Genomic DNA, 13,121 nt, shown 5'->3' on the forward strand with positions numbered 1-13,121 from the left:
CGCTCAAGCGTCCTTGGTCTGGCGTGCGCGGAAGATGTAGTAGCCGGTCATCCCGAGCCAGATGGCGGCGAGGGAAAACCACGTGATGGCATACTTCAAGTGATCGTTGGGAATGGCCGAACTGTCCACCGGCAGCGGCGTGAGGCCGGGCGCCGGCGGCGTCTCGCTGCGGAGGATGACCAGCAGCGGCTCGGTCTTGAGGGCGCGGGCCATGGCCGCCACGTCGCGGGCGTACCAGATGTTGGCCTGCTGGTCGTTCTCGGGGGTCGAGGAGGTGCGGTCGTCGGGCCAGTGGATATTGCCGGTGATCTCGGCCGCGCCGGTGCGGCGTGCGGCGTCGCGCGCGGAAACCGGGATGAAGCCGCGGTCGATCAGGATGCGGCGGCCGGTGTTGGTGAGGAAGGGCGCGATCACGCGGTAGCCGGCGCCGATGTGCTTTTGAGAGACCAGCACATAGAGCGCGTCGCTGCCGATCTGGCCGCTCAGCGCCACCGGGGCATAGGTGTCGCTGGCGATGTCTGGCACCTCCGGCAGCGCGATCGGCTCGGCGGTGATGCGGGCGTCGATGGCGGCAAGGATGTCCTCTTTCCAGGCGAGCCGCTGGACCTGCCAGGTGCCAAGCCAGACCAGCAGCGCGGTGCCGGCCAGTCCGATGATCAGGGCAAAGAGGATGCGTGTCATGTGGTCCCGGTGGCGCGCGGAAATGGCGCGCCCGTGTTTTCCATGGTTCCGGGAGGCGATGCAACCGCAAAGGACGGGGATCCGGGCCAGTGGCGGCGCGCGGGACGGCGCAGCGAGCTATCTGAGGGGCAATTTATCTCTGGCCGGTCAGAGCGTCCTTGCAAGGGTGTGCCTTTGTTGGCGAAAGCGCCGCCCCGATGGGGCGGGCCGGCGCTGGCCCGGCGGCTTCGCCTTGTCCCGGGCCGGGGTCGGACACGACCGTCACGAAGCCGCGTTGTCGCGGCCAGGCAGAAGCCGGAAAAACGAACGCCCGCCAAAGTGGCGGGCGTTTCAAAAATTTCTGTCAGCTGCAGCCTCAGCCGCCCCAGATGTAGACCGCGGCGAAGAGGAACAGCCAGACCACGTCGACGAAGTGCCAGTACCAGGCGGCGGCCTCGAAGCCGATGTGCTTTTCGGGCGTGAAATGCCCCCGCAGCAGCCTGAGCAGGCAGACGAAGAGGAAGATCGTGCCGATGATCACATGCGCGCCGTGGAAGCCGGTCGCCATGAAGAAGTTGGCACCATAGATGTTGCCGGAGAAGCCGAAGGCGGCGTGGCTGTACTCATAGGCCTGGAAGATGGTGAAGATCACCCCCAGAACGATGGCGATGATCAGGCCCCACTTCATGTCCTCGCGGTTGTTCTCATGCACCAGCGCGTGGTGCGCCCAGGTGGCGGCGGCGCCAGAGCAGAGCAGGATCAGCGTGTTGATCAGCGGCAGGTGGAAGGGATCGAAGGTCTCGATGCCCACCGGCGGCCAGACGCCATCCACCGCCGGGCTCATGCCGTTCGGGTCCATCGGGTAGAGCGCGTGCTTGAAGAAGCTCCAGAACCAGGCGGCAAAGAACATCACCTCGGACATGATGAACAGTATGAAGCCGTATTTCAGGCCGATCCGCACCACCGGGGTGTGATCGCCGACGCGGCTTTCGGCCACCACCTCGGACCACCAGCCGAACATGACGTAGAGCACGCCGACGAAGCCGATCAGGAACATCCACGGGCCGTTGTCGTGGAACCAGAGCACGGCGCCGAACAGCATGATGAAGCCGGCGACCGACCCGAGCAGCGGCCAGATCGAGGGGCTCAGAATGTGATAATCGTGGTTCTTTACATGGGCCATTTTCGTGTCTTCCCTCGTGCAAAAGGCTCAGTTCGTTTGGTTTTGCGCCGGGGCCGCGTCAAGCGCGGCGGTCTCCGGCATGTCGATCTCGTAGAAGGTATAGGACAGCGTGATATGCTTGGTGTACTTCGCATCGCGATCCTCGACAATCTCGGGATCGACGTAAAAGGTCACCGGCATCTCGACCCGTTCGCCGGGCATCAGCACCTGCTCGGTGAAGCAGAAGCATTCGATCTTGGTAAAGAAGGCCCCGGCGTCATAGGGCGCGACGTTGTAGCTGGCCTGCCCGGCGACCGGGCGGTCGGTGGGGTTGTAGGCCTCGTAGAAGGCCAGCCCGGTCTCGCCGATGCGGATCGTCATCTCGGGCTGCAGCGCCTTGAACTCCCAGGCCATGTCGCGGTCAAGCGAGGCATCGAAGCGTATCTTGATGGTCTTGTCGAGGATCACGTCGCTGCCGGTCTCGGAGACATTGGTCACGCCGCCGAAGCCCGTGACCCGGCAGAACCAGTCGTAGAACGGCACCGAAGCCCAGGCCAGCGCGCCCATCAGCACCACGACCGATACGGTCTGCGCCACGGTCTTTGCCGGTCCCGAGAGCGCCATCAGCCGGCCTCCTGCACAGCCGGCGCGCTGTCGCGGAAGCCTTGGCTGGTGACCTTGACATAGGTCAGGCCAAAGACGATCACGATCAGCGCCGCCAGCACCAGGCCGACGCCGGTGTTGCGGCCCTTGCGGCGGCGGTGCAGCTCATGTTCGGGTTGAAAGTTCACCACAGGCCTCCGGGGTTGAGCGACAGGCCGGCGCGGTCCAGCCCGGCCTCGACAAGGATCGCGCCGAAATGCGCGAAGAGATAGAGCAGCGACAGCTTGAAGAAACGGCGCTCGACGGCGAAGTTGTCCGCCTCGGCATCGTCTTCATCGCGGCGCCAGATGCTGACGGCCCCCTTGATGAAGAGCGCGTTGAGCACCAGAGCCACGGCCAGATAAAACGGCCCGCCTGCCCCGGTGAAGGCAATCGCCAAGGCCAGCGCCGCCAGCAGCAGGGTGTAGGCCAGGATATGCACCCGGGTCGCCTTGCGACCGTGGGTCACGGTCAGCATCGGCACGCCGGCGTTGTCGTAATCGCCGCGCATGAACAGGGCCAGCGCCCAGAAATGCGGCGGCGTCCACATGAAGGTCAGGCAGAACATCAGCACCGATTCCACCGCGATGCCACCGGTGGCCGCGGCCCAGCCGATCATCGGCGGGAAGGCCCCGGCCGCGCCGCCGATGACGATGTTCTGCGGCGTCCAGCGCTTGAGCCACATGGTGTAGATCACGACGTAGAAGAAGATGGTGAAGGCCAGCAGCCCCGCCGCCACCCAGTTGGTCGCCAACCCGAGCAGCAGCACGGCAAAGCCCGAAAGGCCGACGCCCAGCGCCAGCGCCTCTTCCGGCGCGACCTTGCCGGCGGGGATCGGACGGCGGGCGGTGCGTTTCATCACCGCGTCAATGTCGGCGTCCCACCACATGTTGAGCGCGCCAGAGGCCCCGCCGCCCACCGCGATGAACAGCACGGCGCAGAAGCCCACGAAGGGGTGCACCGGCACCGGCGCGGCCAGAAGGCCCACGAAGGCGGTGAACACCACCAGCGTCATCACCCGCGGCTTGAGCAGGGCGAAGTAATCGCCGAACTGGGCCTCGGTGTCTCGGCTGGCGCTATGCAGGCTGGCGTCGGTCATCTTGGTCTCCGGGATGGTGCGCGGTGACGGCGCACCTGGCGGGCTGCTTGCGTCGATGCCGGGGCGGTGGGTTGCAAACCCACCCTACGGCGTGGTGTCATGTCACCGGGCGCAGACCGCCCGGAGGTCTCGCGGGGTGAGGTCGCCCCCACCGCCACGCTTAATTGGCCGACGCGACCTCGAAGGGCTGCGGCAGGCCGGCATATTCCTCGACCGCGCCGGCGAGCCAGGCTTTATAGGCCTCTTCGCTCACCACCTTGACGGTGATCGGCATGTAGGCGTGGTCCTTGCCGCAGAGCTCGGAGCACTGGCCGAAGTAGACGCCCTCGCGGTCGGCTTCAAACCATAGCTCGGCGATCCGGCCGGGCACGCCGTCCTGTTTCACGCCGAAGGCCGGGATGGTCCAGGAGTGGATCACGTCGGCGCCGGTGACCTGCATCACGACGGTCTTGCCGACCGGCACGACGACGGCGGTGTCGGTGGCCAGCAGGTACAGATCGTCGGTGTAGCCGGCCTCGGCCAGGCCATCGCGGCCGAGCATGAAGCTGTCATAGGCGATGACGCCGGGCTCGACACCCTCGACACCGGCGTCGACATATTCATAGCCCCAGTACCACTGGTAGCCGGTCGCCTTGATGACGATCTCGCCCTCGGGGATTTCCTGTTGCTTGAACAGCACCGGCAGCGAGAAGGCGCCGATCAGCACCAGGATGGCGATCGGACCCACGGTCCACGCCACTTCGATCGGGGTGTTGTGGGTAAAGGCCCGCGGCGTCGGGTTGGCCTTGCGGTTGAACCGCGCAAAGCAATAGACCATCAGGCCGGCGACGAAGATGCAGATGATGGTGATCACCACCAGCAGCATGCCGTCGAGCCATTGCAGGTCGCGCGCCAGTTCGGTGGCCGCGGGCTGGAAGCCGACGCCGTTCGGGACCGGCTTGCCCACGATCTCGAGGTCCTGCGCCAAGGCAGGCGCCGCGACAAGCGAGGCCGCAAGGCCGGTGAGCAGAGATTTAAGTTGCATCATATACACCCTGGTCGGTTCATGCTGTTCGTCTGGTCGGGGGGCGGGCGCGGGAAATCCGCACATACGAATCCATTGCCGCGCCGCCCATTGTAACGCAGGCGTTTAAAATCATATTCTGTGGATGAGATAAAGCGCCACGCCCGCGTCAAAGGGCCGCTTTTTTGATTTGGATCAAACTTCCCGAGGCATATCCCATGGCAGAGACCGCGTTTCGCCCGTTTCAGACATCGCTCGACCCCGACCGGGCGCTGGCCCTTCTGCGCGAGGCCACCGCCGGCGCCGAGGATGGCGAGCTGTTTCTCGAGCGGCGCCGGTCGGAGGTGCTGCATTTCGACGATGGCCGCGTGAAAACAGCTAGTTACGATGCCTCGGAGGGCTTTGGCCTGCGCGCGGTCAAGGGCGAGGTCGCGGGCTATGCCCATGCCACCGAGATCTCCGAGCCGGCGCTGAAGCGCGCGGTCGAGACCGCGCGTCTGGCGGTGGGCGATGGCGGCGGGGTGATGGCACCGGGACCGCAGGCCACCAACCGCCGGCTCTACACCGATGCCGACCCGATCACTGGCGCGGCCTTTCCGGTCAAGATCGAGACCCTGCGCGAGATCGACGCCTTCTCGCGCGATCTCGACCCTCGGGTGGTGCAGGTCTCTGCCACCATCATGGCGGCGCACCAGGAGGTCGAGATCCTGCGGCCCGACGGTCTGCATGTGACCGACATCCGCCCGATGACCCGGGTCAATGTCTCGGTGATCGTCGAGAAGGACGGCCGGCGCGAGAGCGGCACCGCCGGCGGTGGCGGCCGGGTCGGGCTCGACGGGCTGCTCGATCCCGCCGACTGGCAGGCCAAGGCGCGCGAGGCGCTGCGCGTCGCGCTGGTGAACCTCGAGGCCGTGGCCGCGCCCGCCGGGGTGATGGACATCGTGCTCGGCCCCGGCTGGCCCGGCATCCTGCTGCACGAGGCGATCGGCCACGGGCTGGAGGGCGACTTCAACCGCAAGGGCTCCTCGGCCTTTGCCGGGCTGATGGGCAAGCAGGTGGCGGCCAAGGGCGTCACCGTGCTCGATGACGGCACCCTGCCCGACCGCCGCGGTTCGCTCTCGGTCGATGACGAGGGCACGCCCTCTGGGCGCAACGTGCTGATCGAGGACGGCATCCTGACCGGCTTCATGCAGGACCGGCAGAACGCGCGGCTGATGGGGGTGGAGCCCACCGGCAATGGCCGGCGCGAGAGCTTCCAGCACATCCCGATGCCGCGGATGACCAACACCTACATGCTGGGCGGCGACACCGAGCCTGGCGATATCGTGGCCGGGCTCGAGGATGGCATCTGGGCGGTCGGCTTCGGCGGCGGCCAGGTCGATATCACCAACGGCAAGTTCGTGTTCTCCTGCACCGAGGCCTACCGGGTCAAGAACGGCAAGGTCGGCGCCCCGGTCAAGGGCGCCACGCTGATCGGCGACGGGCCCTCGGCGCTGATGCGGACCCAGGCGCTGGGCAATGACATGGCGCTCGATCCCGGCATGGGCAACTGCGGCAAGGCCGGCCAGTGGGTGCCGGTGGGTGTCGGCCAGCCAACGGTGCGGATCGGCGGGCTGACGGTGGGCGGCGCCGCCGCCTGAGCCGGCAATCATGGCGGAATCATGGCCGGTCGAGCCGCGCCCGGCGCGCGGGTCCGGCCGGCGCGGTTTTCGTAAAACCCCGAAAACATTCGTTTCGCTCAATCTGTCGCGGTTTACCCGTCGTTAACCAGCCACATTGTAGACATGATTCTGCAAGCAGGCGGGACCAGGATGGCCGACACAGTTTATTCTTCCTCTCACCCCCTACTCCCACCCACCTCGGAAGATGACCGGCTGGGCTGGATCCGCCTCTTGCGCTCTCACAGGGTCGGCATTTCGACCTTCTACCGGCTGATGGCCGAGCATGGCTCGGCCGAGGCTGCCCTCGCCGCCCTGCCCGACGTGGCCAGCGCGGCCGGGATCAAGACATATTCCCCCTGTTCACTGGCCGAAGCCCAAGGCGAATACCGCCGCGGCACGGCGCTTGGTGCCCGGCTGATCTGTCGCGGCGAGCCCGACTATCCCCGCGCCCTCGCCGAACTGCCGGATGCGCCGCCGTTCGTCTGGGCCCGCGGCCAGACCAAGCTGTTGCACACCCCGCTGATCGCCCTGGTCGGCGCCCGCAATGCCTCGTCGCTGGGCACCCGGATGGCCCGCGCCCTGGCGACTGAGCTGGGCGAGGCCGGGTTCACCGTGGTTTCGGGGATGGCGCGCGGGGTCGACACCGCCGCACATCTCGCGGCGCTCGAGATCGGCACCATCGCCGTCTTTGCCGGTGGCGTCGATGTCATCTACCCGTCCGAGAACACCGGCCTGGCCGAGGACATCCTCGACCGCGGGCTGGTGCTGTCCGAGCAGCGGCCGGGGCTGGCGCCGCAGGCCCGGCATTTCCCGCAGCGCAACCGGATCATCTCGGGGCAGTCGCGCGGTGTCATCGTGGTCGAGGCAGCGGCAAAATCCGGCAGCCTGATCACCGCCCGCAATGCGCTCGACCAGGGCCGGGAAGTGCTGGCGGTACCGGGCCACCCCTTCGATGCCCGGGCCAGCGGTTGCAACATGCTGATCCGCGATGGCGCCCGGCTGGTCCGCAACGCCGCCGACGTGATCGAGGCGCTGGACCCGATCTGCAGCGCGCCGCCGCAACCCGAATTGCCGCTGACGCCGGCGCCCGCCCCACCGAAACGCAGCCTGCGCGAAACCGCGGCGCTGCATTCCGAGATCCTGTCGCGGCTCGGGCCGTCACCATTGGCCGAGGACCAGCTGATCCGCGATCTGGAGGGCGCCTCGCCGGAGGTCGCGGCACAGCTGACCGATCTGGAGCTCTCTGGCCGGATCAGGCGGCATCCGGGCGGGTTGATCTCGCTGGCGTCCTGAGGGACCTACGTCGCCGAACGCTCGGCACAAGGACCCCGACCGGACCGTGCGTCCAGGTCGGGCTGGGCTGCAACGGGCGAGATGGAGAGACCGTCCCATGGGCACGCGCGCCATACCGACGGTCCAGGCCCAATTGGGCGTCGTGCGAAGAGGCAAAGGCGGCGGGTTCAATACCCTGTAGATGGCCCTCGCGGCGCTCAGAAGCAGTAGTCGGAGATCACCGGGCGATAGGCGGCGCAGAGCGGCTCCCAGACGAACCAGGCGTCGGTGGCGCCGATGGCGTGATGCACCGCCACCCAGGTCGCGCCGCTCTTGCGGTAGAGCGCCTGGAGGCTAGCGCCATCCATCATCTCGGGGTCGAGCGTGCCGCGGGCAAACCCCGGCGTGCGCCGCAGGTCGATCGCCGCCCCGCCGGGGCGCTGCGCAGTGAGCGCCGCAAAGGCCAGGTCGCCGGCCACCCGCAATTCGCCGACGACGAATTCCACCGGCGCGCCGAGTTCCCATTCCGCATGCGGCCGCAGCGCCTCCATCAGCGCGCTGCGGGTGGCACTGCCGCGCGCGGGCTCGTGCCAGGCGCGGTCCTGGGCGGCGCCCTTCCCGGTCGCGAGGCCCAGGGCCACGGCGGCAATCGCAAGCAAGATCACACGGCGTCGCATCTGTCCTCCGGTCGTTGCGGCCAGCATAGGGCCGGGGCGCGCGGTTTCACAACGCAGAATTGCCTGCATTGACTTTTGCACCACTCCGCCCACATGTTCCGCCGCCAGAGCAGGCGGTTTGAGTCGAAAGGAAATTTCATGCCAGTTGTTGTTGTCGAATCTCCGGCCAAGGCCAAGACAATCAACAAGTATCTCGGCTCGGATTACACCGTTCTGGCGTCTTATGGCCATGTGCGCGACCTGCCGGCCAAGAACGGATCGGTCGATCCGGATGCCGATTTCGAGATGAAATGGGAGATCGGCGTCGACAGCCGCAAGCACGTCAAGGCGATCGCCGACGCGCTCAAGGACGACAATGCGCTGATCCTCGCCACCGACCCCGACCGCGAAGGCGAGGCGATTTCCTGGCACCTCGAGGAGGCGCTGCGCAAGCGCCGGGCGATCAAGAAGGACACGCCGGTCAGCCGCGTCGTCTTCAACGCCATCACCAAGACCGCGGTCACCGAGGCGATGAAGAACCCCCGCCAGGTCGACGCGCCGCTGGTCGAGGCTTATCTGGCCCGTCGGGCGCTCGACTACCTCGTGGGCTTCAACCTGTCGCCGGTGCTCTGGCGCAAGCTGCCCGGCGCGCGCTCGGCCGGCCGGGTGCAATCGGTCTGCCTGCGGCTGATCGTCGAACGCGAGATGGAGATCGAGGCCTTCAAGCCGCGCGAATACTGGTCGGTCAAGGCGCTGCTCGCCACCCCGCGCGGTCAGGAATACGAGGCGCGGCTGACGGTGCATGCCGGCAAGAAACTCGACAAATACGACCTGGAGAACGAGACCGCCGCCGAACTGGCGGTGCAGGCGGTCACCTCGCGCGATCTCTTCGTCACCTCGGTCGAGGCCAAACCGGCGACCCGCAACCCCTCGCCGCCCTTCATGACCTCGACCCTCCAACAGGAGGCCAGCCGCAAGTTCGGCATGGGCGCGCGGCAGGCAATGAACGCGGCGCAGCGGCTCTACGAGGCCGGCCACATCACCTATATGCGGACCGACGGCATCGACATGGCACCAGAGGCCGTCGACGCGACCCGCACCGCGATCAAGGACCGCTACGGTGCCGAGTTCGTGCCGGCCAAGGCGCGGGTTTACAAGAACAAGGCCAAGAACGCGCAGGAAGCGCACGAATGTATCCGTCCGACCGAGATGTCCAAGGACACCGCCGCGCTGAAGCTGCGCGACAGCGACCAGGCGCGGCTCTACGACCTGATCTGGAAGCGCACCATGGCCTGCCAGATGGAGAGCGCCCGGCTCGAGCGCACCGTGGTCGAGATCGCCAGCCAGGACGGCCAGGTGGGCCTGCGCGCCAATGGCCAGCGGATTGCCTTCGAGGGCTTCCTCAAGGTCTACGAGGAAGGCCGCGATGACGTGGCCGAGGGCGATGACGACCGCATCCTGCCGCAGATCATGGACGGCGAGCCGGCCAAGTTCGCGAGATCCGGGCTGGAGACCGAATACAGCAAGGCCGGCGACAGCGCGCCCGCGGTGGTCGAAGCCGCCGGCATCCAGCGCAACGGCAAGGCGCTCTTGTCCGAAAACACCGCTGTTCTGGCGCTGCAGCACCACACCCAGCCGCCGCCGCGCTATACCGAGGCAACGCTGGTCAAGAAGATGGAAGAGCTGGGCATCGGCCGGCCTTCGACCTATGCCTCGATCGTCACCACGATCCAGGAACGCGGCTACGTGCAGAAGGAAAAGAACCGGCTGATCCCCGAGGACAAGGGCCGGATCGTCACCATCTTCCTGCTGAACTTCTTCCGCAAATACGTGGGCTACGAGTTCACCGCCAACCTCGAGGAAGATCTCGACAAGGTCTCGGCCGGCGAAGGCGACTACAAGGAGGTGCTCAAGCGCTTCTGGCAGGATTTCTCCGCCGCCATCGCCGAGACCTCGGACCTGCGGATCGCGCAGGTGCTCGACGTGCTCGACGAGGCGCTGTCTGACCAGCTCTACCCGCCGCGCGAGGATGGCAGCGATCCGCGGGTCTGCCCGAAATGCGGCGCCGGCAAGCTCCACCTCAAGACCTCGCAGACCGGCGGCTTCGTCGGCTGCGGCAATTACCCCGAGTGCACCTACACCCGTCCGATCGCCGGCGAGGGCGCGGATGGCGAGGAAAAGCTGCTGGGCGAGGAGGCCGGCGACGAGATCTGGCTGAAGGCGGGACGCTTCGGGCCTTACGTCCAGCGTGGCGAGCCGACGCCCGAGAACAAGAAACCGCCCCGCGCCTCGCTGCCCAAGGCCAAGGGCCAATTCGTGCCCGGCTGGGGGCCGGAGGACCTGACGCTCGACAAGGCGGTGACTCTGCTCAGCCTGCCGCGCGAGATCGGCGAGCATTCCGAAGGCGGCATGATCAAGTCGAACTTCGGCCGGTTTGGTCCTTACATCATGCACCAGAAGCCGGATGAGGAAAAACCCGTCTACGTCAACCTCAAGGACCCGATCGAGGTCTTCGAGGTCGGCATGAACCACGCGGTCGAATTGCTCGAGCACAAGCGCGCCAACCCCGGTCGCGGCCGCGGGCGGACCGCCGTGAAGCCGCTCAAGGAACTCGGCGATCACCCCGACGGCGGTGCGGTCAATGTGATGGAGGGGCGCTACGGGCCTTACGTCAAATGGGAAAAGGTCAACGCGACCCTGCCCAAGGACACCGAGCCGGCGGATGTGACCATGGAGATGGCGGTCAAGCTGATCGAGGAAAAGGCCGGCAAGAGCAAGAAGAAGCCGGCCAAGAAGGCCGCTGCCAAGAAGCCTGCCGCCAAGAAGACCACCGCGAAGAAAGCCGCGCCGAAAAAGGCCGCTGCCAAGGACGAGTGACCCCGTCCCGGCCTCCGCGCCGGGACCTCACGGCCGGCCCCAAAACCGAGAGGCCCCGGATCACGTCCGGGGCGGGGTCCCGAGCAAACCTCCGACACCACAAACCCAACGCCGTCCCGGCCCCCGAGCCGGGACCTCACCGCCGGCCCCAAAACCGAGAGGCCCCGGTCCACGTCCGGGGCGGGGTCCCGAGCAAACCTCCGACACCACAAACCCAACGCCGTCCCGGCCCCCGAGCCGGGACCTCACCGCCGGCCGCAAGACCGTTAGGCCCCGGACCACGTCCGGGGCGGGGTCATTGGCAAACGTCCGAGGACACACACCCCACGCCGCCCCGGCCCCCGAGCCGGGACCTCACCGCCGGCCTCAAACCGAGAGGCCCCGGACCACGTCCGGGGCGGGGTCCCGAGCAAACCTCCGACACTACAAACCCAACCCAGTCCCGGCCCCTCACCGCCAGTCCCAAACCGAGAGGCTCCAGGTTGGGACTGGCACGGTCGTCAGGAAACCTCACGCAGCCCCCTCCCCCGCCCCGATGTCTCACCCCCTGTGACCTTTCCGCACTCACATTCACGCTCGCGCATATGTGAGTGGCAACCCCCGACGCTTTCGGCTTCATGTCCCCCTGCACGGAACGACAATCGAAAGGTCCTGACATGCGCCAGACATTCACCCGCCGCCACCTGCTGGCCACCGCCGGCGCGGCCCTGCTGCTGCCTGCTGTTGCCCGCGCCGCCGAGCCGGTGCGCCACAATATCTCCGCCTTTACCCATCAGGACTGGCGCGACCACTTCAGCGAGCTGGGCCAAGGCGCCATCGTCTGCGACACCGAGTCCCGCGCCCTGCATTTCTGGGCCGGGGACGGTAGCGACTATCGCGTCTACCCGACCTCGGTGCCAAAGACCGACGAGCTCACCAAGCGCGGCTACACCCGGATCGTGCGCAAGAAGGTCGGCCCCTCCTGGACGCCGACGGCCAGCCAGATGGAGCGTTTTCCCGACTGGAAGCCCGTCGCAGGCGGCGCGCCGGACAATCCGCTGGGCACCCATGCGCTCTATTTCGACTGGCCGGCCTACCTGATCCACGGCACCCATGACACGCGCAAGATCGGCCGCCGGTCCTCTGACGGCTGCATCGGGCTCTACAACGAGAAAATCGCCGAGCTCTACGCGCTCACCGAGATCGGCACCCAGGTCCGCCTGCTCTAAGCCCGCACAAAGCCGGCGCGCCGATCCGGCCACGGATCGGCGCGGCTGCTTATGCCACCGCGGTCTCGAGCGCGGCAAGGATGCCGGTCCAGCCGCCCTTGTGATTGTCGCGGCTGTCCTCGCTGGGAAAGCGCACATGGGTGAGCTTGACCCGCGTGGCCGCGCCCTCGGGGGTGAATTCCACGGTGACCTCGCTGTCCGCCTCGGTCGAATGGTTGCTCTCCCAGGTAAAGACCAGCCGGTCATGCGGCGAGATCTCGCGGTAGGTGCCGGTGTGCGGCAACGCCTGGTCTCCGGCCATCATGATGATCTCGAACCGCCCGCCTTCGCGCGCGTCGGCGTTTGCCCGTGCCACAGTCACGTTTTCGCCGGGCCGCATGAAACGGCGCAGCATATCGGGATCGAGCCAGGCCTTGAACAGCGCCTCGCGCGGGGCGGCAATGGTGCGTTCAACCGTCAGTGTCAGATCGTTCATCGGAAATTCCTTCCGTCATCAGGGTTTCAAGCGCGTCAAGACGCAGGTCCCAGATCGACCGCAGGTCGTCGAACCAGCGCTCGACCGCCTTCAGCGGCGCCATCTGCACGTCAATCAGATGTTCGCGCCATTCGGTCCGCCGCCGTACCAGACCCGCCCGCTCCAGCGCCTTGATATGCTTGGAGATGGCATTGAGGCTCATGTCGAACCTGGCGTGGATGTCACCGACCTTCAGCGGCCCTTCCTGCGCCAGAAGCGTCAGGATGGACCGGCGCGTCGGATCGCTGGCGGCCTTGAGAATGTCGTTGAGGTCATATGCGTCATGTCGTTTAGCCATATGGTTGAATAACACGTCGTCCCGGCATCAGTCAACCTTTCAGGAGAATGATCGCCCGGCGGGCTGCTA

At 66.8% G+C, this 13,121-nt stretch carries 13 protein-coding genes; 4 read left to right on the plus strand and 9 right to left on the minus strand.

Annotated features, from left to right (window positions below; translation table 11 throughout):
• Nucleotides 1-3: 3 nt before the first annotated feature.
• The 6 genes from VOI27_RS02045 to coxB all read right to left on the minus strand — a co-directional run bounded on the left by VOI27_RS02045 (nt 4) and on the right by coxB (nt 4,587).
• The gene (locus tag VOI27_RS02045; RefSeq protein ID WP_323763621.1) at nt 4-681 is read right to left on the minus strand and encodes an SURF1 family protein; all 678 of its coding nucleotides are present in this window, start codon (nt 679-681) and stop codon (nt 4-6) included.
• 355 nt (nt 682-1,036) lie between these two features.
• The gene (locus tag VOI27_RS02050; RefSeq protein WP_323763622.1) at nt 1,037-1,843 is read right to left on the minus strand and encodes a cytochrome c oxidase subunit 3; all 807 of its coding nucleotides are present in this window, start codon (nt 1,841-1,843) and stop codon (nt 1,037-1,039) included.
• Nucleotides 1,844-1,870: 27 nt separating this feature from the next.
• On the minus strand, nt 1,871-2,446 hold the full coding sequence (locus VOI27_RS02055) for a cytochrome c oxidase assembly protein (protein WP_323763623.1): 576 nt from the start codon (nt 2,444-2,446) through the stop codon (nt 1,871-1,873).
• Complete coding sequence (locus VOI27_RS02060; protein WP_323763624.1) at nt 2,446-2,613, minus strand: cytochrome C oxidase assembly protein; 168 nt, start codon at nt 2,611-2,613, stop codon at nt 2,446-2,448. The genes VOI27_RS02055 and VOI27_RS02060 overlap by 1 nt, the downstream gene beginning before the upstream one ends.
• On the minus strand, nt 2,610-3,563 hold the full coding sequence (cyoE, locus tag VOI27_RS02065) for a heme o synthase (protein ID WP_323763625.1): 954 nt from the start codon (nt 3,561-3,563) through the stop codon (nt 2,610-2,612). The genes VOI27_RS02060 and cyoE overlap by 4 nt, the downstream gene beginning before the upstream one ends.
• A gap of 160 nt (nt 3,564-3,723) precedes the next feature.
• Nucleotides 3,724-4,587, minus strand: coding sequence for a cytochrome c oxidase subunit II (coxB, locus tag VOI27_RS02070; protein ID WP_323763626.1), 864 nt, complete (start codon nt 4,585-4,587; stop codon nt 3,724-3,726).
• 197 nt (nt 4,588-4,784) lie between these two features.
• Here coxB and tldD point away from each other — a divergent pair, with 197 nt between their 5' ends.
• Together tldD and dprA are read left to right on the plus strand one after the other, a co-directional pair.
• On the plus strand, nt 4,785-6,206 hold the full coding sequence (gene tldD, locus VOI27_RS02075; RefSeq protein ID WP_323763627.1) for a metalloprotease TldD: 1,422 nt from the start codon (nt 4,785-4,787) through the stop codon (nt 6,204-6,206).
• A 171-nt stretch (nt 6,207-6,377) separates the two neighbouring features.
• Nucleotides 6,378-7,520: a DNA-processing protein DprA gene (gene dprA, locus VOI27_RS02080; RefSeq protein ID WP_323763628.1), complete on the plus strand. Its 1,143-nt coding sequence runs from the start codon at nt 6,378-6,380 to the stop codon at nt 7,518-7,520.
• A 197-nt stretch (nt 7,521-7,717) separates the two neighbouring features.
• Here dprA and VOI27_RS02085 read toward each other — a convergent pair whose 3' ends face one another.
• A complete protein-coding gene (locus VOI27_RS02085; RefSeq protein ID WP_323763629.1) occupies nt 7,718-8,176 on the minus strand; it encodes a hypothetical protein in 459 nt (152 codons plus the stop codon).
• 138 nt (nt 8,177-8,314) lie between these two features.
• Here VOI27_RS02085 and topA point away from each other — a divergent pair, with 138 nt between their 5' ends.
• Both topA and VOI27_RS02095 read left to right on the plus strand, forming a co-directional pair.
• Nucleotides 8,315-11,032 carry a type I DNA topoisomerase gene (topA, locus tag VOI27_RS02090; RefSeq protein WP_323763630.1) on the plus strand — a complete coding sequence of 906 codons (2,718 nt, stop codon included), beginning with the start codon at nt 8,315-8,317 and terminating at the stop codon, nt 11,030-11,032.
• 656 nt (nt 11,033-11,688) lie between these two features.
• On the plus strand, nt 11,689-12,240 hold the full coding sequence (locus VOI27_RS02095; protein ID WP_323763631.1) for a L,D-transpeptidase: 552 nt from the start codon (nt 11,689-11,691) through the stop codon (nt 12,238-12,240).
• Nucleotides 12,241-12,289: 49 nt separating this feature from the next.
• Here the strand turns inward: VOI27_RS02095 and VOI27_RS02100 are convergent, their stop codons facing one another.
• Nucleotides 12,290-12,715 (minus strand): SRPBCC domain-containing protein, encoded by a 426-nt coding sequence (locus VOI27_RS02100; RefSeq protein ID WP_323763632.1) that lies wholly within the window; start codon nt 12,713-12,715, stop codon nt 12,290-12,292.
• Nucleotides 12,690-13,052 (minus strand): metalloregulator ArsR/SmtB family transcription factor, encoded by a 363-nt coding sequence (locus VOI27_RS02105; protein WP_323763633.1) that lies wholly within the window; start codon nt 13,050-13,052, stop codon nt 12,690-12,692. Before VOI27_RS02105 ends, VOI27_RS02100 begins: the two co-directional genes overlap by 26 nt.
• Nucleotides 13,053-13,121 lie beyond the last annotated feature (69 nt).

Origin of the sequence: Marinovum sp., assembly GCF_034669705.1 — a bacterium.
GTDB lineage: Bacteria > Pseudomonadota > Alphaproteobacteria > Rhodobacterales > Rhodobacteraceae > Marinovum.

Bases quoted from the DNA above. Each gene is read 5' to 3' on its own strand.
- VOI27_RS02045 (WP_323763621.1), bottom strand. From the start codon at position 681: ATGACACGCATCCTCTTTGCCCTGATCATCGGACTGGCCGGCACCGCG.
- VOI27_RS02050 (WP_323763622.1), bottom strand. From the start codon at position 1,843: ATGGCCCATGTAAAGAACCACGATTATCACATTCTGAGCCCCTCGATC.
- VOI27_RS02055 (WP_323763623.1), bottom strand. From the start codon at position 2,446: ATGGCGCTCTCGGGACCGGCAAAGACCGTGGCGCAGACCGTATCGGTC.
- cyoE (WP_323763625.1), bottom strand. From the start codon at position 3,563: ATGACCGACGCCAGCCTGCATAGCGCCAGCCGAGACACCGAGGCCCAG.
- coxB (WP_323763626.1), bottom strand. From the start codon at position 4,587: ATGCAACTTAAATCTCTGCTCACCGGCCTTGCGGCCTCGCTTGTCGCG.
- tldD (WP_323763627.1), top strand. From the start codon at position 4,785: ATGGCAGAGACCGCGTTTCGCCCGTTTCAGACATCGCTCGACCCCGAC.
- dprA (WP_323763628.1), top strand. From the start codon at position 6,378: ATGGCCGACACAGTTTATTCTTCCTCTCACCCCCTACTCCCACCCACC.
- VOI27_RS02085 (WP_323763629.1), bottom strand. From the start codon at position 8,176: ATGCGACGCCGTGTGATCTTGCTTGCGATTGCCGCCGTGGCCCTGGGC.
- topA (WP_323763630.1), top strand. From the start codon at position 8,315: ATGCCAGTTGTTGTTGTCGAATCTCCGGCCAAGGCCAAGACAATCAAC.
- VOI27_RS02095 (WP_323763631.1), top strand. From the start codon at position 11,689: ATGCGCCAGACATTCACCCGCCGCCACCTGCTGGCCACCGCCGGCGCG.
- VOI27_RS02100 (WP_323763632.1), bottom strand. From the start codon at position 12,715: ATGAACGATCTGACACTGACGGTTGAACGCACCATTGCCGCCCCGCGC.
- VOI27_RS02105 (WP_323763633.1), bottom strand. From the start codon at position 13,052: ATGGCTAAACGACATGACGCATATGACCTCAACGACATTCTCAAGGCC.